Origin of the sequence: Acidobacterium sp. S8 (assembly GCF_009765985.1) — a bacterium.
Classification (GTDB): Bacteria; Acidobacteriota; Terriglobia; order Terriglobales; family Acidobacteriaceae; genus Alloacidobacterium.
Genome location: NZ_LMUM01000037.1, coordinates 784,882 through 808,757, shown reverse-complemented (window position 1 = coordinate 808,757; position 23,876 = coordinate 784,882). Strand labels below are relative to the sequence as shown.

20 protein-coding genes are annotated in these 23,876 nt (G+C 56.9%); 11 read left to right on the top strand and 9 right to left on the bottom strand.

Annotated features, from left to right (window positions below; translation table 11 throughout):
• The first annotated feature begins 141 nt into the window (after window positions 1-141).
• Both GSQ86_RS22125 and dnaN read left to right on the top strand, forming a co-directional pair.
• Window positions 142-1,293 (top strand): prolyl oligopeptidase family serine peptidase, encoded by a 1,152-nt coding sequence (locus GSQ86_RS22125; protein WP_158752307.1) that lies wholly within the window; start codon window positions 142-144, stop codon window positions 1,291-1,293.
• A gap of 631 nt (window positions 1,294-1,924) precedes the next feature.
• Complete coding sequence (gene dnaN, locus GSQ86_RS22120) at window positions 1,925-3,094, top strand: DNA polymerase III subunit beta (protein WP_254062554.1); 1,170 nt, start codon at window positions 1,925-1,927, stop codon at window positions 3,092-3,094.
• Between the two features lie 198 nt (window positions 3,095-3,292).
• Here the strand turns inward: dnaN and GSQ86_RS22115 are convergent, their stop codons facing one another.
• Window positions 3,293-3,751 carry a DUF1772 domain-containing protein gene (locus GSQ86_RS22115; RefSeq protein WP_158752306.1) on the bottom strand — a complete coding sequence of 153 codons (459 nt, stop codon included), beginning with the start codon at window positions 3,749-3,751 and terminating at the stop codon, window positions 3,293-3,295.
• Window positions 3,752-3,857: 106 nt separating this feature from the next.
• Here GSQ86_RS22115 and GSQ86_RS22110 point away from each other — a divergent pair, with 106 nt between their 5' ends.
• Window positions 3,858-4,370: a MarR family winged helix-turn-helix transcriptional regulator gene (locus GSQ86_RS22110; protein WP_158752305.1), complete on the top strand. Its 513-nt coding sequence runs from the start codon at window positions 3,858-3,860 to the stop codon at window positions 4,368-4,370.
• Between the two features lie 100 nt (window positions 4,371-4,470).
• The gene (locus GSQ86_RS22105) at window positions 4,471-5,586 is read left to right on the top strand and encodes an amidohydrolase family protein (protein WP_158752304.1); all 1,116 of its coding nucleotides are present in this window, start codon (window positions 4,471-4,473) and stop codon (window positions 5,584-5,586) included.
• Between the two features lie 84 nt (window positions 5,587-5,670).
• On the opposite strand, the gene GSQ86_RS22100 is transcribed toward GSQ86_RS22105, so the two are convergent.
• The 3 genes from GSQ86_RS22100 to GSQ86_RS22090 all read right to left on the bottom strand — a co-directional run bounded on the left by GSQ86_RS22100 (window position 5,671) and on the right by GSQ86_RS22090 (window position 9,971).
• Window positions 5,671-8,427, bottom strand: a complete 2,757-nt coding sequence (locus tag GSQ86_RS22100; protein WP_254062553.1) for an ABC transporter permease — start codon at window positions 8,425-8,427, stop codon at window positions 5,671-5,673.
• An 8-nt stretch (window positions 8,428-8,435) separates the two neighbouring features.
• A complete protein-coding gene (locus GSQ86_RS22095; protein WP_158752303.1) occupies window positions 8,436-8,762 on the bottom strand; it encodes a PadR family transcriptional regulator in 327 nt (108 codons plus the stop codon).
• 150 nt (window positions 8,763-8,912) lie between these two features.
• The gene (locus GSQ86_RS22090) at window positions 8,913-9,971 is read right to left on the bottom strand and encodes a LysR family transcriptional regulator (RefSeq protein WP_158752302.1); all 1,059 of its coding nucleotides are present in this window, start codon (window positions 9,969-9,971) and stop codon (window positions 8,913-8,915) included.
• 106 nt (window positions 9,972-10,077) lie between these two features.
• Here GSQ86_RS22090 and GSQ86_RS22085 point away from each other — a divergent pair, with 106 nt between their 5' ends.
• Window positions 10,078-10,920 carry an NAD(P)H-binding protein gene (locus GSQ86_RS22085; protein WP_158752301.1) on the top strand — a complete coding sequence of 281 codons (843 nt, stop codon included), beginning with the start codon at window positions 10,078-10,080 and terminating at the stop codon, window positions 10,918-10,920.
• Between the two features lie 154 nt (window positions 10,921-11,074).
• Here the strand turns inward: GSQ86_RS22085 and GSQ86_RS23220 are convergent, their stop codons facing one another.
• The 3 genes from GSQ86_RS23220 to GSQ86_RS22070 form a co-directional block, all read right to left on the bottom strand.
• Window positions 11,075-12,328 carry a YXWGXW repeat-containing protein gene (locus GSQ86_RS23220; RefSeq protein ID WP_216841255.1) on the bottom strand — a complete coding sequence of 418 codons (1,254 nt, stop codon included), beginning with the start codon at window positions 12,326-12,328 and terminating at the stop codon, window positions 11,075-11,077.
• A gap of 267 nt (window positions 12,329-12,595) precedes the next feature.
• Window positions 12,596-13,243, bottom strand: a complete 648-nt coding sequence (locus GSQ86_RS22075; protein ID WP_158752300.1) for an AAA family ATPase — start codon at window positions 13,241-13,243, stop codon at window positions 12,596-12,598.
• A 57-nt stretch (window positions 13,244-13,300) separates the two neighbouring features.
• Entirely contained in the window at window positions 13,301-15,766 is a 2,466-nt protein-coding gene (locus GSQ86_RS22070; protein ID WP_371720690.1) for an endonuclease MutS2, read from the bottom strand.
• Between the two features lie 143 nt (window positions 15,767-15,909).
• Between GSQ86_RS22070 and GSQ86_RS22065 the strand changes: the two genes are divergently transcribed.
• The 6 genes from GSQ86_RS22065 to sucB all read left to right on the top strand — a co-directional run bounded on the left by GSQ86_RS22065 (window position 15,910) and on the right by sucB (window position 21,940).
• Complete coding sequence (locus tag GSQ86_RS22065; protein ID WP_158752298.1) at window positions 15,910-16,350, top strand: hypothetical protein; 441 nt, start codon at window positions 15,910-15,912, stop codon at window positions 16,348-16,350.
• A gap of 201 nt (window positions 16,351-16,551) precedes the next feature.
• Window positions 16,552-17,541: a porphobilinogen synthase gene (hemB, locus tag GSQ86_RS22060; RefSeq protein WP_158752297.1), complete on the top strand. Its 990-nt coding sequence runs from the start codon at window positions 16,552-16,554 to the stop codon at window positions 17,539-17,541.
• A 4-nt stretch (window positions 17,542-17,545) separates the two neighbouring features.
• Window positions 17,546-17,818: a hypothetical protein gene (locus GSQ86_RS23215; protein ID WP_216841254.1), complete on the top strand. Its 273-nt coding sequence runs from the start codon at window positions 17,546-17,548 to the stop codon at window positions 17,816-17,818.
• Between the two features lie 111 nt (window positions 17,819-17,929).
• Window positions 17,930-19,351 carry a dihydrolipoyl dehydrogenase gene (lpdA, locus tag GSQ86_RS22055; protein ID WP_158752296.1) on the top strand — a complete coding sequence of 474 codons (1,422 nt, stop codon included), beginning with the start codon at window positions 17,930-17,932 and terminating at the stop codon, window positions 19,349-19,351.
• A 53-nt stretch (window positions 19,352-19,404) separates the two neighbouring features.
• Window positions 19,405-20,190 carry a lipoyl(octanoyl) transferase LipB gene (gene lipB / locus GSQ86_RS22050; protein WP_158752295.1) on the top strand — a complete coding sequence of 262 codons (786 nt, stop codon included), beginning with the start codon at window positions 19,405-19,407 and terminating at the stop codon, window positions 20,188-20,190.
• 100 nt (window positions 20,191-20,290) lie between these two features.
• Window positions 20,291-21,940, top strand: a complete 1,650-nt coding sequence (sucB, locus tag GSQ86_RS22045; protein ID WP_158752294.1) for a 2-oxoglutarate dehydrogenase, E2 component, dihydrolipoamide succinyltransferase — start codon at window positions 20,291-20,293, stop codon at window positions 21,938-21,940.
• A gap of 207 nt (window positions 21,941-22,147) precedes the next feature.
• On the opposite strand, the gene purK is transcribed toward sucB, so the two are convergent.
• Complete coding sequence (purK, locus tag GSQ86_RS22040; protein WP_158752293.1) at window positions 22,148-23,281, bottom strand: 5-(carboxyamino)imidazole ribonucleotide synthase; 1,134 nt, start codon at window positions 23,279-23,281, stop codon at window positions 22,148-22,150.
• On the bottom strand, window positions 23,278-23,769 hold the full coding sequence (gene purE / locus GSQ86_RS22035; protein WP_158752292.1) for a 5-(carboxyamino)imidazole ribonucleotide mutase: 492 nt from the start codon (window positions 23,767-23,769) through the stop codon (window positions 23,278-23,280). The genes purK and purE overlap by 4 nt, the downstream gene beginning before the upstream one ends.
• Between the last annotated feature and the right edge of the window lie 107 nt (window positions 23,770-23,876).

The window sequence follows — 23,876 nt, the reverse complement described above, 5'->3', positions numbered from 1 at the left end:
CCGTTTTTCATCGCTCTTCCCCCTCGGTTTAACGTGCGCTTCGGTGTCTTGATTGACAGGAAAACGCGCAAAATTGCTAAAATCTCTCCCTTTTAGGTGGGCCAGAGCAGCAAAATCGCTTTTTTCCTGCATCTATGCGGCATGCACTTGCTATCCTCTCCGGTAATGGGCCTTCGCCGTCTTTTTACCCTCGCTGCAATTTTTCTCGCCGTTCTCCCCGCCTTCGCGCGTCACCAGGATACGGGCTTTCTGAACCGCAGCGTGAAGTTGCAGGGTATCTCGTACAGGTATCAGGTCTATGTGCCGGAGGGATGGAACGAGCACCAGAAGTGGCCCGTGATTCTCTTCCTGCATGGGTCCGGCGAACGCGGCAACGACGGTATGGACCAGACCCAGATCGGGCTGCCGGCGTCCATCCGCTCTCATCCGGAGCGCTGGCCGTTTGTGGTGGTCATGCCGCAAGTTCCTTTTCAGCATCATCACTGGACTGATCCGGACATGATGCAGATGGCGGTTGCCTCTCTCGACGCCAGCGTTAAGGAGTTCCACGGGGATCCGCAGCGGCTTTACCTTACGGGATTGTCACTCGGCGGCTACGGTACGTGGGAGATCGCAAAAGACTGGCCGCATAAATTCGCAGCCGTCGTTCCCGTCTGCGGCGGCATCTTCTGGTCGTATGCGCCGGAGCGCTGGCACCAGGCGGGTCTTCCGGAGCAGTACGCGCGCGCGATTGGACGCACGCCGGTCTGGATGTTCCATGGGGCGGCTGACCATGTGGTGATTCCCAAAGAGGCCGAGGTCATGTACGAGGCGATCAAGGCCAATCATGGAAATGTGAGGCTCTGGGAGTACGCCAGCGTGCACCACAATGCGTGGGATAAAGCCTATGCCGATGCTGACCTGCCGAAGTGGCTGCTCTCACATTCCTTGAATCAGATTGCCAACCTTCCGCCGATGGCGGAACAGATCATGGTGCCCGTGCACCCGGCTCCCGCCAAGCTTAATCCAGCTATCTACGACGCCTACCTGGGCCAATATCAGGATCAGGGCGTGGTGCAGACGACGATCTATCGCGATGGCGATTCGCTCTTTTCGAGGGGCCGCGCGGGCGAGAGCAATGAGCTGCTGCCAGAAAATGCGACGACCTTCTTTTACGTTTCAGGCAGCCCTACGCGGATTATTTTCCAGAAGGACCCTGACGGAAAAGTGCGGGGCCTGATCTACCGCGACGACCGGCATGAGGAGTTCTGGGAGCTGGCTCAGCACTCACACAGCGATACCGCACAGCGTTAATTCGTAAAAAATCTGGTCAGTCCGACCGGAATGTTGCACAGCGGGCACGGCAAATTGCCGATGCCCGCTATTGTTTTGTTGGGACCGCGTTCTACCTGTGGAAATTTCGGATAACCGATTCGCGGTGGAAAGCTTCGCTGCGTGGAACGTGCTTCTTTATTGAGCCTGGACGCAGTTTCCACTTTCGGAAAGAGGTTTCCACATCCGATTTTCCGACCGGGCTGTGAAGAATGCGGAGAACGGGACGCGTTTGAAGAGGTTTCCACCGCGTCTTCCAAGGTTTCCAGTTTCATCTGCACCAGTTTTCTAAAACGGGTACATTCGCCGGAAGGCGCTGGTAAAGGCTTTGGACCATGTTTCCACTTTTCCGCAGCGATCTACTACGGCTGCTATTTATAGATACTTATTTCTTTTAGTAAGAGTAGTAGTGGGCGCCAGCAACATAGGGGCTTTCGCGCGGTGGCCAAACAGGGTTTCCATCCGGATTTCGGAATTTCCCACTATTTCGGCTCGATTTCCGCAGGCACAACTTTGGGTTTTCTCACTAGAATGAATTCCATCAGGGTTTCGCGCTTCTTTGTTGCGCGCGCGGTAGTGTAAAGTGTGGCCAATTCCCTAAAGGGGGCTGAGTATGCCGGGGACAGGTGTGGAGCAGGAAAAGCAGACAGCGCAAGGGACAATGGAAATCAACGTCAGCCGCCAGGAATTGCTGCGGGAACTGACCGCAACGCAGAGCGTGGTCGAGCGCAAGACAACGATTCCCATCCTCTCGAATTTCCTGATCGAGGCAGCGGACGACAAGCTCACGATTACCGGCACGGATCTTGACCAGAGCATGAAGACCTCATGCCCGGCAAAGGTCAAGAAGCCTGGCTCGTGCACGATTCCGGCGCGAAAGCTGTACGACTACATCAAGCTGCTTGGCGATGGCGAGATTTCGATCAAGCTGCTCGAAAACCACTGGGTGCAGATCCGGGCGGGACGCTCGAACACCAAGATGGTAGGTATGGCGCGGGCGAACTTTCCCCAGGTGCCTGAGTTCCCGGAGAGCAGCGTCACGAAAATTCCGACTTCGTCGCTCAAGAACCTTATCTCGAAGACCATCTTTGCGATCTCGAATGAAGAGTCGCGCTATACCCTGAATGGCGCGCTGCTGGTGCTGAAGGCGGAGAGCCTGACGATGGTGGCAACGGACGGGCATCGTCTGGCTCACATTGAAAAAGGCAGCGAGAGCCTGGGGAACATCAGCGGCGAGAAGAAGACGCTGATCCCGCGCAAGGCGCTGGCAGAGTTGCAGTCGCTGCTTTCGGCGACCGATGAGGAATATCTGGATTTTGCGGATGATGACCAGACACTTTTCTTCCGCATCGGACACCGGACGCTGACAAGCCGCAAGCTGACCGGCCAGTTCCCTAACTACGAAGCGGTGATGCCGCGCGACAACAATAAATTCGTAGTGGTGCGCAGTGAAGACCTGAATGCTTCGATTCAGCGCGTGGCGCAGTTTGCCGATGAGCGATCGGGCGCGATCAAGATTCGCGTCGAACAGAATGAGCTGAAGATTTCGTCGTCTTCGACGGACTCCGGAGAATCGGAAGATGTGATCGAAACCCCTTACAACTTCGATCCCATCATGGTTGGTTTCAACTCAGCTTATCTGCTCGATTTCCTGAAGGCGACGGGCAATTCCGGCGAGGTGCGGCTGGAGTTCAAGGATGCGCAGTCAGCAGGCCAGATGCGCCCCGAAGACGTCAGCGACGATTACAAGTACCGCTATATCATCATGCCGATGCGCATCTGATGTTGGCTTGTTTTGTTAATTCGCAGGACAAAGCATTATTTTGCGTTCGCGCAAGGTGATGCTTTGTCGTAAGAGCAGCCACCCCTGTCTTATCCAGCCAACGACACTTCGCACCTGACTACAGATTTCGGTCAATGAGACATACTTGCCCGTCGCCCTCGACGGCCAGATTCCGCTGACGAGTGGTCGGCGGCGATCCTAGTCCATGAGAGCATCAGCGATCAAAATCAAAAGAAAACCAAGCACCGCCGCCGTGCTTCGGATGTTGTTGAACACGGTCCAGCGATGCAGTGCCTCCAGATAGTTCGCGGGTGGAGGTTCGGTAAGCCATTTCCTGACTAGCTGGTTGATGGGTACATTTCCGAAACGCGTGACCAGCACGGTGGTCACATTCATGATGCTGGCGGCCACGGCGCAGGCGCGTGCGGCTGGCATGGCGCGGATCGTCGAGGCCCACCACAGCGGAGCCAGGATGCCAACGAGCATGATGCTCTGCATGACGATTGCATTGTGGCGCATGAGCGCGACACGGTAGGTAAAGTGCACCTCGCGCGGAACCTCATTCCATGCCGGGATAATCGCAAAGAACGCGTAAGTGAATACTCCAGCCAGAAACCCGGTTGACATCAGAGATAGCAGTTTTGCGGCTCGATACATAGACGCTCCTTCGGGGGAATCGCTTGTATTTGAGATTTAATTCATATACAGAACGATTCATAAAATGAATTATTAAGAAAGATGATTATACTGAGACAGGAGATATATGCCAGCCGAAAAACAAAAGCTCCGGGAGAATCCGATAGTCACGCGGCGAGCGCTCGGACTACTGTTATCACAGCTCGGGACACATGCAGCGCTTTCCTTTGGCCGCAAGATCGCAGGATTCGGCATTTCCCCGCCGCATTTGGGTATGCTGCGCTGGATCCACGCGAACGAAGGGAAAAATCAGCGCGAACTAGCTTCTCACCTCGGGATGGTGCCCAGTCGCCTGGTCATATTGCTCGACGAACTCGAAGCTAAAGGTCTGGTTGCGCGCGCGCGTAGCTTAGAAGATCGTCGAAGCCAGCATCTGCAATTGACACGAAAAGGAATTCAGCTTCTGGAAAAGGTCGAGCGGATTGCTACGGCACATGACGAGGAGCTGGGCTCGTCTTTGACGGCGGCAGAGCGAGAGACACTGATCGAGTTATGCGCGAAACTTGCTGCTCACCGTGGCCTGACTCCGGATGGACACCCCGGCTACGGAAAGCGGCTCGCCGCAAGCCGGTCAACGTGAAAACCGGGCAATCAGTCCAGGCCGGAATAAGTTGCATGAAGCAATCCGATATTTGTCTTTTCCCTTGGGACCTAAAGAGGGTTTTCTCGCAGGGCATACGATGACAAACAAGAATGGTGAGAAGCCGGTTACCCGCATCATCGCTCTCGAAGAAGCCTTCCTGCATCCCAAGCTTCGGGAACTATACCCTGCGTCCTACGTCAAATTGCTCGACATGCTCGAAGGACGTCTTACGGATGTTGGTCCCGAGAGAATCCGCCGCATGGACGCGGCAGGCATCGACTTGCAAGTGCTGTCGCATGTCCAGCCTGGCGTTCAGACCCTCGAACGCAATACAGCCGTCCGCTTGTCCAAAGAAGTCAATGACTGGCTGGGTGGAATCATTCAGGACTATCCCACCCGTTTCGCCGGTTTTGCGATGCTGCCGACCCAGTCGCCCCTGGATGCTGCCGATGAGTTGGAGCGGACGATAGTTCAGCTTGGATTCAAAGGCGCGCTCATCAATGGTCATACGAACGGACACTATCTGGACGAGGATGTGTTCTCGCCAATCCTCGAGCGGGCCCAGGCGTTGGATGTGCCCATCTATATACATCCAACCGATCCTCCGCAGGAGATCATCGATAGCTATTACAAGGACTGCCCAGCGATGATGCAAGGCTGGGGATGGCAGGTTGAAACCGGAACGCATCTTCTCCGGCTCATCTCCAGCGGCGTGTTTGATCGCTTTCCGAATCTCAAAATAATCGTCGGACATATGGGCGAATTGATTCCCTTTGGCCTCAAGCGCATCAACACTGCTCTCACTATGGGTAATTGGCTTCTTGCCAGCCAGGCGAAGGGTACTGAGTCAGCCAGAATCGCATGTATGCAGAAGAGCGTCTTTTACTACATGCGCGCGAACGTCTTCATCACAACAAGCGGTGCTTTCGATCAGGCAGCTCTGAACTGCGCGATTGCGGAATTGGGCATCGACAATATTTTGTTCTCCGTCGATGATCCATTCGGAGACAATTTCGAGGGTGTAGATTTTCTGAAAAAAGCCAATCTATCGATTGAGGATAGAGAGAAGTTGGCCTATAAAAATGCGGAGCGTATTCTCAAACTCGCATCAGGAATCGATTCGCGCAGGAATTCAAGCTTCTCGTTCTTTTCTTTCAAGGCGAAAGTCAAATCCAGAATAGCGCGCACGCTGATGTCTTTCCTGGTCAGGTAGAATTGCTACCTCATAACGCCGCAAGCAGGCAGCAACTTTTCAGGAAATTGCTTTAGCTCGCTTCGACCTCATTGAGTCGGAACATTATTCCATTCGTAAAGCTCGCATTGGATCGACGGCTGCGGCGCGTCGAGCCGGAATGGCTGCTGCCACGAGTGCTGTGAAAACGAGCACCAGGGTAGCGAAACCCAGCATTGCCGGATTCCACGGCCTTATTCCGAAAAGCTGGCTGGCGAACAGATATCCTGCACCAATCGCGCCGGGAATTCCCAGCGCCACTCCGACGCCCACCTGCCAGAATGCAGTCCGCAGCACCATCTGCACCACATTGCCGCGGTCCGCACCCAGCGCCATGCGCACGCCGATCTCACTTGTTCTTTGCTCCACGCCATAGGCTGTTACTCCATAGAGGCCGACAGCGGCGAGCACCAGGCCGACGGCTCCAAAGAGCCAGGTCAGGCCGGCAACCATCTTCTCCTGGGAAAACCCGCTGTAAATGACGTCGGAATAACTCTGCACGTCATACATGAGCAGGTTCGGATCAACATCCGCAATCGCCTTTTTTATCTGCGCCTGCATATCCGGATGGTTTCCCGGTGCATGGATCACGATGGTGTACAGAGAATGTGACCAGACTTCACGGCTTTCGAGGTTGGCCTGATCGAAGTGCGTGGTCTGGGCTTCGGGGAGGAAATACACGGGCAACGACGAATCCAAAAATCGCATGTCCGCAACCACGCCAACAATTTCATATGTGCCCGCATTTTTCCTGGGAGCGGGCCCGAAGCGCTTCCCTATAGGGTTCTGGTTGCCGAAGAATTTTCGGGCAAACGTCTCGCTCACTACAGCCACAGGCCGTGTATTGGCGTTGTCGTCGTCGGTGACGGGTCGTCCCCTCACGATCCTGTCTCCGAGGGTCTCGAAAAATTCCGGTGTTATTCGGTTCCAGCCTGAATTGAGATCGTCGTTCGGGCCGGGCTCGGGTTGGCCTTCGGTCAGGATGTCCTGTGTCCAGATGCCGGTCAGGGGAGCATGGAGAGCGGAGCCAGCCATGCGGACGCCGGGGATGGCGCGCAGACGGTCTTCGATGTTGCGGAAGAGCGGGACGAGCTGTTCCTGCGTATAGTTCGAAAGCTTGGGATCGATTGAGACCAGATACCGTCCGTTAGGATCGAAGCCGACATCCTGGTGCTGCCGGTTACTGAAGCTCCGGCCGAGCATTGCCGCGGCGCTCAGCAGCACGAGTGAAACAGCCACCTGTACGATCACCATGGTCTTCTGCGCCCACTGGCGATGGTCTCCTACCGAGCGATTTGCTCCGCGCAGCGCCTCGATCGGCTTAGCACGCGACGTCATCCATGCGGGCGCCATGCCGAAAACGATGCCGGTAATCATCGAAATTCCTAGCGCGAAGAGCAGCACCGGTGTCGAGGGCGCAGCATTCAAAGGAAGATCTGTGGCCGGTCCGAAAGCAAGGTGGAGAATAAGTCTTGCGCCCGCATACGCGACGACGATGCCGGCGATAGCGCCAAGCATGCTCAGGGTGAGGCTCTCAGCCAGCGCCTTGCGCACCAGCCGCGCGCGTGATGCGCCGAGAGCGGCGCGGATCGCCGTCTGCGGCCGGTCCTTCAGCCCACGCGCCAGCAATAGATTGGCGATGTTGGCGCATGCCACCAGAAGGACACAGATAGCGCACACCAGCAGCAGCAGCAAGCCGCCTTTGTAGTCTTGACGCATTGGCGAAACGCCCGCGCCGCCTGGTGTGAGATGCAGAGTCTGCTTTTGCCAGAGCGGTTTTTCCTGCGGAGACATGTCCTGCACATGGCTTCCCAGCCACTGGTGCAGCTCTGCCTGAAGCTGCGCTTCGAGAGCCTTCGTATCGGTTCCGGGGCGAACGCGGCCGATCAGGTCAAGCCAGGCCGAGCGGGCATCTTTGAGGCGCGTCGCTCCGCCGGCGATCAGCGGCTCCGTCGTCAGCGGCAGCCAGAAATCGGGCATGTTATCGGCGTCGATCTTCGCTCCGAAGAAACCCGGCGGGGCAACGCCGATCATGGTGAATGGATGGCCGTTGATCTGGTAGGTCGCTCCTACCACAGATGGATCGGCCCCATACTTCTCCTGCCAGGCGCGGAAGCTCATCACCGCGACCGGCGTCGCGCCTTCCTGGTCGTCGGCATCAGTGAAGAGACGCCCACGCCACGCAGAGAGGCCGAAGGTGCGGAAGAAATTGCCGGAGACATACTCGCCGTTGCGCGGCTCAGCGGGTGCCTGCGAACCGGCGCGTCGCACGCCCAGCTCAGCATTGCCTTCGCCGATTTGAAACGCCGCCAGATCCTCGAATGCGGGCGTGTGTTCGCGGAAGAGCTTGTAAGCCTCCCAGGAGAAGAAATTCCAGTCACCCTGCGAGTAGCGGGCTGAGTAGCAGCAATCGTCGGAGTCACCGATGCGCCAGAGCTGCTCAGGCTGCACCACCGGCAGCGACCGCAGCATCACCTGCTGTATCAAGGTGAAGATCGCCGTGGTCGCCCCGATGCCAATGGCAAGGGTGACTACTGCTGTTGCTGTGAAAACGGGTGATCGTCTCAGCTGCCGAACGGAGAGACGCAGATCCCTCCAGATACCGTCCAGCGCGAGTGTCATGTCTGCTCCTGATGTCCGCTCCCGCATCGCCACCGGATTGCCAAAGCGCAGGCGCACGGTCCGCCGCGCTTCTTCCGGACTCATTCCTGCGTGCATCGCGTCCTCTGCTGCCATCTCCATGTGTGCCTGCAGCTCCGCCTCAATGTCGGCATCCACCTGCTCACGGTGCAACATGTTCTTCAACCGCTGCCACATGCCCATTGCTGACCTCACGCGTACCGCAATATTGCCCGCACACCCTTCACCAGCTGCTCGAAACTGTCTTCGGTTTCCTTAAGCTGCTTCCGTCCAACCGCCGTCAGCTGGTAGTACTTCGCCCTTCGGTTGGTTTCCGTGAGAGCCCACTCCGAGCGGATCCAGCCGTTCTGTTCCATGCGGTGCAGTGCGGGATAGAGCGACCCTTCTTCGACATGCAAAAGCTCGTCGCTGGCGCGCTGAATATGCAGCACAATGCCGTAGCCATGCAGCTTACTCCGCTGCGAAAGAGTCTTCAGGATCAGCAGATCTAAGCTCCCTTGAAGGTCATATCTCGCCATCGAGTACCCCTTTACCTCTTGGTATTCGAGAAATGTTAGACCTAGACGTAAAGGTGTGTCAAAGGCGAGATATCTTGTCGACTAATTTTCGGCAATCAGATTTACTTCCATTTGCATGCTCAGTTCCTGCGAGAGCTGAGGTCAGGATTTTCAGCCGCTGGTGCGTCTCTGAGGCACGGCTCTTGCCGCTGGCTCTTTCTTGACTGCGGCAGGCGCGAAAGGCTTCTTTCGAGAGCGGGATTTTTGTTGTTGAGAGGATGACGCTGTATTTTTCTCTCTCACGTGGTGATGACCATCGAGCAGTGATTCGTTCTGGAAGCGCTCATTAAGAAATTGCAGAAAGACGCGCACCTTCGGCGAAGAGCTGAGGCGGGAGGGATAGAGCGCGTGAAGCTCGACAGGGTCCGGCTCCCACTCGGGCAACAATCTCGTCAGTCGGCCTTCTTCGACATCCGCACGCACAGCAATCTGAGAAAGGAGGGCCACGCCCGCTCCGGCAACAGCGAGCTGGCGATTGATCGACGGATCAGGAACGGAGACGCGTGATTCTACACGTACCTCTTTTTGTTCTGAGCCGCGGCGCAGATGCCACATGGCGGAGCTGCTGGATTCTCCAAAGGTGCCGCAGGTCGCAGTAATGCAGCTTTCGAGGCGTAGATCGGATGGCGATGAGGGCAGACTGCGGCCCTTCAAATAGCCAGGACTCGCATAGGCACCGAGTCGAACGCGCATCAACGGTTTTACGAGAAAGGCGGAGTCTTCGAGAGGCGCGGCGCGAATGGCGACATCGAACTGCTTCTCATGCACCGGAGTTTCTCCACCGATCAGTTGCAGCTGTACGCGCAGTTCGGGATAAGCGACAAGAAAATCTCCCAGAGCGGGGCCAAGGATAAATCGCGCGAAGGCAACGGGCGCGGCGATGCGCAAGGTGCCTCGCGGTTTTGTCTGCGATACCGCGACGATCAGGTCCGCCTGCTCAGCTTCTTCGAGCACGCGCTGGCAGCGGTCGAGATAGAGCTCGCCAACTTCGGTGAGGGCGACGTTTCGTGTGGTTCTTTCGATAAGGCGGACACCTAATCTGCTTTCGAGTCCGCTGATCGCCCGGCTGACGCTCGACTTGGGCACGCCGAGATTTTTTGCCGCCAGGGTAAAGCTCTGGGCGCGCGAGACGCTCACGAAGAATTGAAGCTCGTTCAGATCGGTCATCATTCTGGTGTTCCTGTACAGCAACAGTGTGTTTCTTTACGGCCTATTGTTTCATAGGATGTCGGGTTGTAGTGTTGCTTCATCGGTAACAAGATTGGAGATTCGGGATATGTATCTGGTAACGGGCGCAACAGGAAATGTAGGACGAGAAGTAACCGGTCAGTTGCTGCAAGCGGGAGAAAAGGTGCGGGTGTTTACGCGCGATGCCAGCAAGGTGGCGCACTGGGGCGATCGGGTGGAGATCGCTGTCGGCGACTTCACGGACCAGGAGAGCTTTCGCCGAGCCGCGGCTGGAGTAAAGGGCGTGTTCCTGATGAACGGGATATTAGACAACGGGGTATTTCGAAAGCTCGTAGCAGCAGCAAAGGATGAGGGCGTAGAGAGAATCACATTTCTGTCGTCCGCTGCAGCCAATCATCCTGAACTGCTGATGGGGAAGCTGCACAAGGACAAGGAAGATGCCATCCGCGAATCGGGGGTTCGGGGAAGCTTTCTGCGGCCGAATGGATTTATGTCTAATACGTATCAATGGGGCAAAAACGTGAAAGCTGATGGAGTGGTTTACAACCCCATGGGAAGTGGCAGGTTCGCTCCGATTGCGCCCGAAGATATTGCCGCGGTGGCAGTCAAGACGCTGACTGACGGAGAGAGTGCGGGAGAAATCCTCGAGCTTACAGGCGGTGAATTGATAGACGTGCCGGAAGAGGTGAGCATTCTGTCGAGGATTCTTGGTAAGGAGCTTCGATGCGTGGAAATTACGACTGAGGCGGCTGCGCAAGGGCTTGTCCAATCGGGAATACCGGAACACGTAGCGAAAGCAGTTGCCAAGACTTTTGAAACCGTACGCGAGGGACAGGCGGCAGTGGTGAAGGACACTTTCGAAAAGCTGATGGGACGAAGGCCGATGACGTTTGAAGAATGGGCGAAGAAGCATGCTTCACGGTTTGCGTGAGGTCGTGTCCGACCGGTGTTTCGTGGTGGCGGCCTAATGGAAAGAAACACCCAGGTTAGCTTCGCGAACCTGGGGCACCCGGTTTAATGGATGGATTGATTAGCTGAGGCTTAGATAAAAGGCCCGGGATAAATTCCGGGCCTTTTTATTTTGGTTAGAAGTGCGGATGTTCACCGCCGCCACCGTGGGGCTCACTGGGGTGAGACTCGGCGGGGTGAGGCTGGGGCTCCGGTCTGGCCTCAGATTGCGGGTGCTGCTGTGGCGGTGCCGGTGCTGGTTTGGTTTCTGGTCGAGCTTGAGGAGCTGGATGGCTCTCCGGTCGAGGCTGAGGTTGTGTATGTTGCTGCTGCGGCGCAGGAGCCGGGTGGTTCTCGGGCTTTGATTGCGGTCGGGCCTGCGGCTGCGGAGCCGGATGGTTTTCCGGTCGAGCCTGGGGCTGAGGATGATGCTGCTGCGTGGTGGGTTCTGTATGAGCCTGAGGTTTAGGAGCTGGGTGAGTTTCAGGACGTGCTGTGTTCTCGGGCCTTTCCTGCGTTGGATGGCTGGTGGTAGCAGGACGAGCTGTATTTGTTGGATGGTTTTCCGGTGCTGGTCTTGTTTCCGGTCGTGCGGTTGTAGCAGGATGGTTTTCTGGAGCCGGGTGCGCGGTGTTTGCGGGACGATTATTTACTGCAGCTCCGTGTGCGGGTACGGCATCGCGGTGAAAGTCATTTGCCGAAGCCGCTGGTCTGGCCAGAGCCGCCGTCTGCGGAACACCGCGGTTGGTTTTATAAAAATTCCCGCGATCCTCCTGCGCTACGCGCTGATGAGTTTCCTGCGCGCCGATGGGTCCCATACGGCGTTCATGCAGAGCTGTCTGCTCCTGCGCGCTGGGACGCGCGGTTATACCGCCATGGCCGCCGTTGTAGCTGACGCGATTGACAGTGACGTTGTTGACGACTGTGCGGTTGACGTAGACATTTCGCACGACGGTGGTGTTCACATGGCTGACGGCGCTGTTGTAGTAGAAGTTATTGCCGCGCCAGTATCCGCCTTCATATCCGTGGCCGTAGTATCCGTAACCGTAATTCACGCCGCCATAGAATCCCAGATGTGGTCCCCAGTAGCCAGCGTTCCACATATAGCCGCCGCTCCCCCAACCCCAATAGCCAGGTGTCCATAAGAGGCCATAAGACGGAGCCATGACCCATGTTCCCGGAACCCAGTAGTAGTCATATCCACTCCAGGCCCAGTAGCCGGGTGTCCAGATGTAATTCGGGCCGGGGCAAAGAGGCTGATCATAGACGGGCAGCGCGGGTGGCGCGATGTTGACCGCTATACCAACGCTGACTTGTGCGAAGGTTGTCTTAGGGATGCCGAGCAACAACGCTGCGAGAAGAGAAAAAAGAAAAACATGTTTGACTTTCATTTTCTACCTTGCGATCTTCCTTCGTTTCCCTGGCCGTTATCCGCAGGTTTCGAGGATATGATTGCCTTTTTACTTGCTCTTGTTGTGGGTCCCCCCACCCACAATGTTGTGACACAAAGTGTCGGAGGATGTTGCGGGCGGTACGGTTGCTTAAAGGAAACGGATATTTTCCAGTTTCTGCAGAAACAATGCAGGGACAGGAAGTTAGAACGATTGTCGACAGGAATTGCTTCGTGCGGGATCGCTCGATAAGACAACAATAAATTTTTATTTTTGGAGTTCTGCGTGCTGTGGCACGACAGACGGCAGACCCGCAGCTTCGACGCTGGCCTTCACCATGGCGTCGAATCCCATGCAGGAATTCAGCATCAGGTGATAAAGCCTGTAGTCGGCCCACTCGCGGTTATAGAAGCGGCGCACATAGGCAGCGCGCCTTTTGTCTGTGGCAAGTATTTCCTGTTCGGCTTCTTTCGTGTGATCGGGAAAGTTCTTTGTGAACCATTCAAGTTTGCGCTTCATGGAAGCGTGCACAAAGATATGAAAGACCCCTGGCGTGGTGAGAAGCGCGCTGGTGGCTCCGCGGCCTACGATGACGCAGTTGCCAGCCTGGACCTGCTGGTGGAAGTAGTCGCGAACGAATTCAACCATGCGTTCGGAATCAAAAAATTCGGGATCTGCTGTGGTCGGCATTCGTTCGATGGAGCCATGCCAGAATGCTTTACCAAAGCGGTAATACCAGGGATCCAGACGCTCGTCACAACTCTCAGCAAGCTTTTTGGTTACGCCTGCCTTGACCGCAATCTCATCGATAAGACATTGATCAATCAGCTTCCAGCCAAGATATTTCGCCAGGTGATGGGCAAATTCAGCGCCCCGACTTCCATATTCTCGTTCGACGGTTATGACCCGGATCATGTTGAGCCCCGCTCTGCGTGTCGTATCGTAGCACCGGTCGGGTGGGTCGTCCAGATTTCAGTCGCGCATTTCGACGACTGTGGCGCCGGCGCCTCCTTCTGCCTGACTGGGCTCGCTGATGGCGGCCACGTGCGGATGCCGTTCAAGCATGGCGCGCAATGCCCGCCGCAGGATTCCCATTCCCGTGCCATGTACGATGCGGACTCTTGGCAATCCGGCGAGATAAGCACGGTCGAGAAATTTTTCAACTTCATCGGTAGCTTCGTCGACTGTTCTGCCAATCAAATTAATCTCTGAACGCATGTCGGCGTCGGGATTGGTAACCGAGACCGTGACCCCTCGGCTTCGCGCAGTCGCAATCGGGTTGGACCGCATGGAAAGTACTTCGGCGATCTCATCGCGGGCCACGCGCATCTTCATGGGGCCGACGGCGATTTCATAAGTATTGGCGTCGATCTCACGCTGCACTACGCCTGTGCGTCCGAGGGTCCGTAGCTTCACCGTGTCTCCGATGGAGATGTTTCGCACGACGTGCGGTTTTGCGTTCTGGTCGTCTCTGTCTGCTCCGGTTTTGTCGGCGACGACAGCGGAGTTGAAGCTCTCCTGAAACTCGCGGCGCAGTCGGGCGATGCGTTGCTCGGCGTGCTTCGAGAGCTTCAACTGCGCTGCGCGGTCGTCGATGGCGCGGACGGTTTCGCGCGCCTGGTACTCGAAGTCTTTGAGCAGCGACTGCAGCTTTTGCTCGAGCTCGCGGACTTTCGTGCGCCACTCCTTCATGCCTTCCGTGGCGAGACGGTGGCGCTCGCGTGCGACTTCCTGTTCAAACTGTTGCACGCGGATGCGTTCCTTGCCGAGCGCCTCTAATTGTTGATGCAGGCTGTCGAGGAAGCTGGCGATGTCCTGCGTCTGCGTATTGAGTTGTGAGCGGGCGGCGGCAACGATCTCAGGATTGAGGCCGATACGCTGGGCAATGTTGATGCCGGCGGATGCTCCGGGTACGCCGAGGCGAAGTTCGTAGGTGGGCGCCAGCGTCTGCTCATTGAAGCCGACGGCGGCGTTGCGCACCCCGGCGTTATTCGCGGCATAGACTTTCAGCGAGGTGAGATGCGTGGAGATGATCGACCACGCGTGGGCACGCAGGAAGTGTCCTGCGATAGCGACGGCAAGGGCTGCGCCTTCTTCTGGATCGGTGGCTGAGCCGAGCTCGTCGAGCAAAACTAGCGAATCTGAATTTGCGATTTGTGCGATGCGATTGAGATTGACGATGTGGGCAGAGAAGGTGGAAAGATTTTGCTCGATCGATTGCGAATCGCCGATGTCGGCGAGAATGTTTGCGAAAACTGGAAAGACGGCTTCTTCCGCAGGCACGGGGATTCCAGCCTGCGCCATGATCGAAAGCAGTCCCGCAGTCTTGAGCGAGACAGTCTTGCCGCCGGTGTTAGGGCCGCTGATGATGAGCTGGCGTTCTTCGCTCGATAAGCCGAGGGTGAGCGGAACGATCTTTCCACCGCTTGCGCGCAGACGCTTTTCGAGCAATGGATGACGAGCCTGCTTCAACTCAAAGAGAGCGTGATCGGTCTCGGTGAAATGTGGCCGTATGCACTCGAAATCCTGCGCAAACTTCGCTCGCACCAACAAAGTCTCCACTTCGACAAGGACGCCCGCGCCTTCTTGAATGACGGAGGCATACGCTCCAATCTGGCGCGTCATGGCGAGAAAGATGCGGTGAATCTCGGCCTGCTCGTCTTCGAGCAGGCGAACGAGATCGTTATTCAGCTCGATGGTTTCGAGCGGCTCCAGATATACGGTCTGGCCGCTGGAACTGGCTCCGTGGATGACGCCCTGCACGCGGCGTTTGACTTCGCTTTTCACGGGGATGACGAAGCGTTCGCCGCGAATGGTGATGAGGTCGTCCTGCGTGCTGCCGCCTTCGGACAAGCGACGCAGGGCGGATCGCAGACTGTCTTCGATGGCGCGCTGCTGGCGCTCCATTTCGCGGCGGATGCGGCGCAACTCGGGCGAGGCATCGTCGGTGAGGGTGCCGTCGGGCAGGATCTTTGTGCGCAGCGAGTCGACCAGCGGACGAAGGTCGCTCGTCAGCAGTTGCGCAGAGAGCGCTTTGAGCTGCGGAATTTTGTCTTGTACGCGCTCGGGCGGCATTCGCAACAGGGCTGTCCAGCCGGAGATGTCGTCGGCGAGGTTGAGTATGTCGCGAATCTCTTCGGCTTCGAGCGCTGCACCTTCTATACGGGACTTGTTAAGCAGATCAGTGGCGTCGAAAAGCGAACCGAGTCGAGGCTGCTCTCCTTCACCGAGAAGTAGCCGCATTTCTTCGACCAGCGAATGCTGGCGGTCGAGCCATTCACGGTCCGTGGAAGGCTGCAGGGCTAGAACCCAGGCCTTTCCGATGGAGGAAATGGAATAGCCTCCGAGCAGGGCGAGAAACCTGTCCCATTCAAGAACAGTGCGGCTACAATCCTCTACCGGGGACGGGGTGGACTTCACGAGGGGCATGAAATCCATGGTAACTGCGATTTGCGGAACCGGTAGGGCACGGGGTGCGTAGCTTCTTAAGGAGGATTTGAGCGATGTTTTGCAGCGGATGCGGCCAGGCAATGCAATCCTTTGAGCAGGTATGTCCCCGGTGCGGGCGGCCTATACCTCCGATGCCACTGGCGCGGCCCTCAGCTTATTCGCGCGTGCAGCGGCATGTGCAGACCGTCGGGATTCTGTGGCTGGTGTGGGCGGCATGGAGCATGATCGGATGGCTGATCGCTCTGCCGTTTGTGGCAGGCGCATTTGGCGGCTGGGGTTATTGGGGCCATGGTGGCCATCACTCCTATGTTTTTGGACCCGGCTTTCCCTTTCCACATATGATCTGGCTGCCGGAGCTGATTACGGCGCTGGTCATCGGAAGATCTCTGCTGGCAGTGGTCACCGGTATTGGCTTACTCAGGCGTGCTCCATGGGCGCGGTCGCTGGCGATTGTAACTTCGTTTCTTACGCTTATTAAACCGCTTACGGGAACGATTCTGTCCATCTACACACTGTGGGTGCTGCTGCCTGCGCCATCCGGCCAGGACTATGAACAGATTGCAGTGCCCTGATGTTTGCATCGTCATTCTGACCCTGAGCGAAAGTGAAGGGGAAGAATCCAGAAGATATTTCGAATGGCACAGCACCTCTAAGTTTCTGGCGAGAAACTTGCTAGCGTCCTTGCCCTGTCAGCGCCCTCTGGATCCTTCGCTACGCTCAGGATGACGGCTTCCGGCGAACGGCAAATCATGGCTGGACATTAAAATAAAGGCATGGAATATCCAGTTACGCGGCTGAGACGCCTGCGGTCAAGCGAGCCGATGCGCTCGCTGGTGCGCGAAACCCATCTCGAACCCGGCGCGTTTATTTATCCGCTGTTTATTTGTCCCGGCGAAGGCGTGCGGAACGAAATCTCTTCCATGCCTGGTGTCTGCAATCTCTCGATTGACGAGGCATTGAAAGAAGCTGAAGAGGCTGCGTCGCTGGGTATTGGCGGCCTGCTGCTTTTTGGTTTGCCGGAGTCGAAAGACGAAGAAGGGTCGGGTGCGTGGGCCGAAGACGGCATTGTGCAGAGTGCTCTGCGCGAGTTCAAAAAGAGCGCTGCACTCAAAAACCTGCTCCTGATTGCCGATGTTTGTCTCTGCGAGTACACCTCGCATGGCCATTGCGGCATTGTGAAGAAGCAGGGCGAAGCATATGAGATTGAGAATGATTCAAGCGTGCGGCTGATTGCGCGTACGGCGCTCTCGCTGGCGCAGGCTGGGGCCGATATTGTCGCTCCCAGTGACATGATGGATGGCCGTGTAGCTGCGATTCGCGATGAGCTGGATGAAGAAGGGTTGGAACAGGTGCCGGTGCTCTCGTATGCTTCGAAGTTTTCCTCGGCTTTCTATGGGCCATTCCGTGAGGCGGCGGATTCGGCGCCGCAATTCGGCGACCGGCGCAGCTACCAGATGGATGGCGCAAATCTGCGCGAGGCGATGCGCGAAATCGAGCTTGATCTGGCGGAAGGCGCGGACATGCTGCTGATGAAACCGGCGATGGCGTATCTGGATGTGATTCGGGCGGCGCGGGAGCGCTTCGATGTGCCGATCGGGGCCTACCAGGTGTCGGGGGAGTACTCGATGTTTCAGGCTGCGTTTGCTAAAGGCTGGCTGGAGCCGCAGCGGACCATGATGGAGTCGCTCGTCTCGATTCGGCGGGCGGGGGCTGGATTTATCGTGACGTATTTTGCGAAGGATGCTGCGAAGGTGCTGGGGTAAGTCTATGAATTGGTTCACCAGACTACTACTTATCGCAGGCGGACTAGGCCTCATTTTGCTGGCAGTCGTTCAGTTGCGAAACGGGCAAATGGTGTTCGACAACTCTAGTTATCACCAAACTACTTTTGCCGCGGGTGGCATCGGTGTCGGCATTGTGATTTTGTTACTTGCCTTTCTGCCTCCCGGTGAGTGGGTTTACAAACACATCACCACGAAACGAAACAATGTGCTTCATTCTGAAAGAAGATCCGGCTCCAAAGCACGTCATGAGCACTGAGTCTCAATTACCCGGCCTCGCGTGAATCCTTCCCGCTCGCATAGAATCAATAGTTAGGGTAGTGGTCATTCCGCGCCGGTACATTTCACTTTTTTCGAAACGGAGCATCCCTTGGCAGAAACAACCTATGACATTGCAATTATTGGTGGCGGTCCGGCTGGATATACGTGCGCCATTCGCGCGGGCCAGTTTGGATTGAAGGTCGCCCTCATCGAAAAAGTAGACAAGCTGGGTGGAACCTGCCTGCACGTGGGCTGTATCCCGACGAAAGCATTGCTTTTCAACGCCGAAGTCTACGACCACCTGAAGAATGCCAAAGAATACGGCATTGAGGGGCTGGGCGAGGGCAAGCTGAACTGGAAGGTAATTCTTGACCGTAAGAACCAGATCATCGCTAAGCACACCAAGGGCCTTGACTTCCTGATGCGGAAGAACAAGGTGACGGTCGTCCCGGGCTTCGGACGCGTTACCGGAGTCGCGCAGGGCGGTGTGCATACCGTGGAAGTTTCGGATACGGCTGGTAAAACCAGCCAGATCAAGGCGAAGAACGTGGTCTTGGCGACCGGCTCGGACGCGCGCATGCTGCCGGGCCTGACTCCTGATGACAAGATTCTTACCAATATCGAGATTCTCTCCATCAACGCGATTCCCAAGTCGCTGGTAGTGATTGGCGCGGGTGCGGTTGGCGTCGAGTTTGCTTCGATCTTTCGCAGCTTCGGCTCGGAGATCACGCTGGTGGAATACCTGCCGCGGCTGGTTCCCGCCGAAGATGAGGATGTGAGCAAGGAGCTGGCGCGGAGCTTCCGCAAGCGCGGCATCGATACGCATACCGGCGCAAAAGTGGAAAAGGTGGAAAAGACGAAAACCGGGGTCAAGGTTACGTTCACCGCGTCCGATGGCAAGCAGGTAGTAAAGGAAGCTGAGAAGGTGCTGGTCGCCGTGGGCCGCGCACCGCGTACGGAAGGCATCGGCCTCGACAAGACGAAGATCACGCCGGAAAAGGGCTTCATAAAGACGAACGAATGGATGGAGACGACCGAGCCGGGCATCTTCGCGATCGGCGATATCGTCGCCGGGTTGCCGCAGTTAGCACACGTAGGCGCGATGGCGGGGATGGTGGTTGCGGCCAAGGTTGCGGGCAAGTATGCGCGGCCTATCATTCGCGAGCGCATTCCGGGCTGCACCTATACGGAGCCGCAGATTGGCAGCGTAGGACTGACCGAGGCGCAGGCCAAGGAAAAAGGACATACGCTGAAGGTCGGCAAGTTCCCGTTCGCAGGTAACTCGAAGGCGTCGATTGTCGATTCGCATGAAGGCTTTATCAAGGTTGTCAGTGATGCGAAGTATGGCGAGATTCTCGGCGTTCATATCATCGGGCCACAGGCTACGGAACTGGTAGCTGAGGCGGTTACGGCCATCGAGCTGGAAGCGACGATCGATGACATGCTCTACATGATCCACGCGCATCCGACGCTTTCTGAGGCGATGCTCGATGGCTTCGGCAGCGTCGAGGGATTAGCGATCAACATTTAACGCATAGTGAAGGAAGCCCGGTACTCAAACCGGGCTTCTTGCTTTTGAGAAGAATGATCCTATCGGTCCTCGATCTCGGACGCCTTGATTATGCTACAGGGCTGGCGCTGCAAAAAACACTGGTCGAATTGCGGCATCAGCAGCGCATAGGCAACGTGCTTTTGCTGCTGGAGCACCCTCCGGTGCTGACGCTGGGCAGAAATTCCAGCCGCTCAAACATTCTTGCCAGCGATGAGATGCTCGCCGCGCGCGACGTCGAAGTGCATGAGATCAATCGCGGCGGCGACGTGACCTATCACGGGCCTGGGCAGCTGGTGGGCTACCCGATCTTTGACCTGCGCAGCTTTTCTCCGCGCCTGGGCGCGGTCGATTATGTCCGCAAGCTCGAAGAAGTTCTGATCCGCGCTTGCGGAGATTACGGTGTGCGCACCCAGCGGATTGCCGGCAGGACCGGGGTGTGGACATTCGCCGGCGGTTCGGTTCAGGAAAAGAAGATCGCCGCGATTGGAGTGCATATTTCACGAGGCATCACCTCGCATGGCTTTGCGCTCAATGTAACGACGGATCTACGCGATTTCAACCTGATCGTTCCCTGTGGCATTGCCGACCGTGACGTGACCAGCCTGGAACTGGAAGCGGAGAATGCTCCGACGATGGAAGGCGTGATGCACACGGTATCTCGTTATTTTGGGCAGGTTTTCGACCTGCAGATTCTGTGGCTGGAGTCATTGGAAGATCTGCTTCCCGACCCGGCGAAGGGTTCCGCGCAGGACACTCCTTTGAGCATTCCAAACGAGGTCAAGCGTCTGCGAGGTGAGAAGGAAACGCATTTCGCGTAAACTAAACCGTTTGGCCTCGCACGACCTCAGGGGCCGGAACACCGATTTATAATCAATATTTGCGCAAACGGGTGTTTGCACTACTCCGGAAAGGGAATCCATGCCGACTGACGTAATCATGCCCCAGATGGGCGAGTCGATTTTTGAAGGAACGATCACCAAATGGCTCAAGAAGCCGGGCGATACTGTGCAACGCGACGAGCCGCTCTTTGAAATTTCGACTGATAAGGTAGACGCGGAGATTCCGTCGCCGGCGGCAGGCGTTCTTTCTGAGATCAAGATTGCCGAGGGTGCGACCGTTCAGATCAATACTGTAGTCGGTGTGATCAATGAGTCAGGTTCGGCTACAGCATCAGCTCCGACACCTGCGGCCGCCGCACCAAGCCCGACAGCTCCGGCAGATGAGGCGCCTGCAGCCCCAGCCCCTGCTGCTCCTGCCGCAGCAGGCCCGGGAACAGATATCGTGATGCCGCAGATGGGCGAATCGATCTTTGAGGGCACGATCACCAAGTGGCTCAAGCAGGTTGGCGACAGCGTGCAGCGCGACGAGCCGCTCTTTGAGATTTCGACCGACAAAGTAGACGCGGAAATTCCGTCGCCTGCAGCAGGAGTTCTGTCCGAGATCAAAGTTCCTGCTGGAAATACTGTGCAGATCAACACGGTTGTTGGCGTCATCGGCGGCACTGCACGGGTGAGCGCAGCTCCGGCAGCAACTCCTGCGGCACCAGCTCCTGCGAAGACCGAAGCCGCTCCCGCCGCATCCGCACCTCAGGCACCGGCCGCCAGCGTAAGCGAAGATGTGCGCTCCTCGCCGCTGGTCCGCAAGATGGCCAAGGACAACAATCTTGATTTGAGCCAGGTTCAGGGCAGCGGAGCCGGCGGTCGCATCACGAAAAACGATGTCACCAGCTTCCTCGAAAAGCATGGCGCTGGAAGCGCAGCACCCGCTCCTGCGGCAGCTGCCCCGGTCAGCACACCGGCAGCGACGCCGCAGCCTGCTGCTGCAAAGCCGGCTGCTCCCGCTGCACCGACGACCCCGGCGCTTCCCGGCGAACTGGTGCCGCTTTCAAGGATGCGCTCGATCATTGCGCAGCGCATGGTCGATTCCAAGCACACTAACGCGCACGTGCATACCGTCTTCAAGATTGACTTCACGCGCATCGTCAAAATCCGCGAGAAAGAAAAGTCGAAGTACGAGCAGCGCAATGGCGTGAAGCTCACCTATATGCCGTTCATCTCGCGTGCTGTGATTGCGACGCTGCGCAAGATGCCGATTGTCAATGCTTCGATGGAAGGCGATGCGATCCGCTATCACAAGAACATTAATATCGGCATCGCAGTCGCGCTCGATTGGGGTTTGATCGTTCCGGTGATCAAGCAGGCGGAGGAACGCAGCTTTGTGGGCGTCGCCCGCGCGATTGCCGATCTGGCAGAACGCGCACGCGGCAAGAAGCTGAAACCGGATGAAGTAGGATCTGGCACCTTCACGATTACAAATCCGGGAATTTTTGGCGAGCAGTTCGGTACGCCAATCATTAACCAGCCGGAGAGCGCGATTCTCGGGGTTGGCGGACTCTTCAAGGAGCCTGCCGTCGTCACCAATGAGGACGGGACAGACTCGATTGCGATCCGCCACATGATCCACCTGACGCTTGGCTTCGATCACCGCATCATCGACGGCGCCGATGCAGGTAAGTTCATGGTAGAGGTGAAGAAGTACCTCGAAAACTGGAATGAGGATATCGGCTAACTGTCGTTCTTCGGTAAAAAGGCAGGCTCTTGGAGCCTGCCTTTTTTATTTTGACGTCATGTAAGACCGAGTCATTCTGAGCGAAGCGAAGAATCCAGAGAATGTTTCATTGCTGCTCGGCTGTTTTAGGTTTTTCAGGAGAACCTATGAGAAGTTTCGTTTACGTTAGCTCTTCTGGATTCTTCGCTCATTCAGAATGACGGCAATTTAGAGCAACGCCTTTGCCTCGAGTACGCGCGCAACCGCATCCTGCGGCGTGTCGCCTATCGCAGAAAGATGTCCCATCTTGCGACCAGCACGCGCTGAGTGCTTTTCATACAAATGCAGCCCAACTCCCGGCACGGTGAGAGCGCGATCGAATTTCGGCTCATGATTGAGCCAAAGATCGCCCAGCAGGTTTGCTATCGCGGCGGGCTTGACCAGTGCGACATCTCCGAGCGGTAGATCGCAGACAGCGCGGACAATTTGCTCGAACTGGCTGGTAACGCAGGCGCGCTCGCTGGCGTGGTAGCTGTTGTGCGGACGCGGAGCCAGCTCATTCACAAGCAGCCGCCCGTCTCGCGTGAGAAACATCTCTACTGCAAGAATGCCTTCGAGCTGCATTTGATCGGCGATGCGTCGTGCCATTTCCTGAGCCTTCGCTTCCACATCGGCGGGAACCGAAGAGGGAATGACACTCCAGGCCAGAATCTGATTTTCATGGTAATTTTCGGCCGAGGGATAGCTCTTTACCTCGCCGTTCGGCGTGCGAGCAACCATCACCGAGATCTCTTTCTCGAGATCTAGTGCTTGTTCTGCAACCGCTGGCCGTTCTCCAAGCAAACGCCATGCTTCAGCCGCGCTGACTGGATCGCCGAAGCCAATTTTTACCTGGCTGCGGCCGTCATACCCACCGCGTGCGCTCTTCACGAAACAGCGGCCACCGAGAGCAGGAATAGCTGCTTCAAGATCGGCCTCTGATTCGATGGTGCGGAATTCGCCGACGGGAAGACCGTGTTCGACCAACCAGTTCTTCTGCAGGATGCGATCCTGAATGGTCCGCATCATGGCAATGCCCGGGCGCACCGGCGCATACTTTTGCGCAGCTTCCAGACTTGCTACCGATATTTGTTCAATTTCCAGTGTGATGACGTCGCATCCACGCGCCAGGTTTGCAGCAGCGCGGGCATCGTCCCATGAGCCTTCAAAGCAGGCGTCGACAACAAATCGCGCCGGGCATGAAGGATCGGGATCCATGACCTGAATGCGGTAGCCGAGCGAGCGGGCTGCCATGGCGGTCATGCGGCCAAGCTGCCCGCCGCCAAGAATACCGATGGTTGCGCCGGGAAGGATCGCGCTCACTGCGGCAGCTCCTCAGCTAGAACTTCTTCCTTGCGAGACTCGCGCCATGAGCGCAGGCGCTCGCGCAGCTCTTGGTCGGTTATCGCCAGAATCTCAGCCGCAAATAGTGCAGCGTTGGCTGCCCCAGGCTTGCCAATAGCGAGTGTGCCTACCGGGACGCCTTTCGGCATCTGCACGATGGAAAGAAGAGAGTCGATACCGTTGAGCATCGTTGCAGGAACAGGCACACCGAGTACAGGCACAAGTGTCTTTGCTGCCAACATGCCGGGCAAATGCGCTGCGCCGCCGGCTCCTGCGATAATCACGCGAAGGCCGCGCGATTCCGCATGCTCTGCATAGGTGAAAAGCCAGTCGGGAGTGCGATGCGCGGAAACCACTCGCACTTCATAAGGAATGGAAAATTCTTTCAGCAGGTCGACGGCAGCTTTCAGCACTTCATAATCACTCTTGCTGCCCATCACCACGCCGACAAGCGGGGCGTGCTCCATAGGTGGATTATAGTGCGGAAGTCGACTCGTGGTTCCGATCCACTGTATGAAAGAAGGTGAGCGCGCCGCCATCCTGAGCGCAGCGAAAGAGATGCTTTCTTATCCGA

Coding starts and splice junctions, on each gene's coding strand:
- GSQ86_RS22125 (WP_158752307.1), top strand. CDS start 142: ATGCACTTGCTATCCTCTCCGGTAATGGGCCTTCGCCGTCTTTTTACC.
- dnaN (WP_254062554.1), top strand. CDS start 1,925: ATGCCGGGGACAGGTGTGGAGCAGGAAAAGCAGACAGCGCAAGGGACA.
- GSQ86_RS22115 (WP_158752306.1), bottom strand. CDS start 3,751: ATGTATCGAGCCGCAAAACTGCTATCTCTGATGTCAACCGGGTTTCTG.
- GSQ86_RS22110 (WP_158752305.1), top strand. CDS start 3,858: ATGCCAGCCGAAAAACAAAAGCTCCGGGAGAATCCGATAGTCACGCGG.
- GSQ86_RS22105 (WP_158752304.1), top strand. CDS start 4,471: ATGACAAACAAGAATGGTGAGAAGCCGGTTACCCGCATCATCGCTCTC.
- GSQ86_RS22100 (WP_254062553.1), bottom strand. CDS start 8,427: ATGGGCATGTGGCAGCGGTTGAAGAACATGTTGCACCGTGAGCAGGTG.
- GSQ86_RS22095 (WP_158752303.1), bottom strand. CDS start 8,762: ATGGCGAGATATGACCTTCAAGGGAGCTTAGATCTGCTGATCCTGAAG.
- GSQ86_RS22090 (WP_158752302.1), bottom strand. CDS start 9,971: ATGATGACCGATCTGAACGAGCTTCAATTCTTCGTGAGCGTCTCGCGC.
- GSQ86_RS22085 (WP_158752301.1), top strand. CDS start 10,078: ATGTATCTGGTAACGGGCGCAACAGGAAATGTAGGACGAGAAGTAACC.
- GSQ86_RS23220 (WP_216841255.1), bottom strand. CDS start 12,328: ATGAAAGTCAAACATGTTTTTCTTTTTTCTCTTCTCGCAGCGTTGTTG.
- GSQ86_RS22075 (WP_158752300.1), bottom strand. CDS start 13,243: ATGATCCGGGTCATAACCGTCGAACGAGAATATGGAAGTCGGGGCGCT.
- GSQ86_RS22070 (WP_371720690.1), bottom strand. CDS start 15,766: ATGGATTTCATGCCCCTCGTGAAGTCCACCCCGTCCCCGGTAGAGGAT.
- GSQ86_RS22065 (WP_158752298.1), top strand. CDS start 15,910: ATGCCACTGGCGCGGCCCTCAGCTTATTCGCGCGTGCAGCGGCATGTG.
- hemB (WP_158752297.1), top strand. CDS start 16,552: ATGGAATATCCAGTTACGCGGCTGAGACGCCTGCGGTCAAGCGAGCCG.
- GSQ86_RS23215 (WP_216841254.1), top strand. CDS start 17,546: ATGAATTGGTTCACCAGACTACTACTTATCGCAGGCGGACTAGGCCTC.
- lipB (WP_158752295.1), top strand. CDS start 19,405: ATGATCCTATCGGTCCTCGATCTCGGACGCCTTGATTATGCTACAGGG.
- sucB (WP_158752294.1), top strand. CDS start 20,291: ATGCCGACTGACGTAATCATGCCCCAGATGGGCGAGTCGATTTTTGAA.
- purE (WP_158752292.1), bottom strand. CDS start 23,769: ATGGAGCACGCCCCGCTTGTCGGCGTGGTGATGGGCAGCAAGAGTGAT.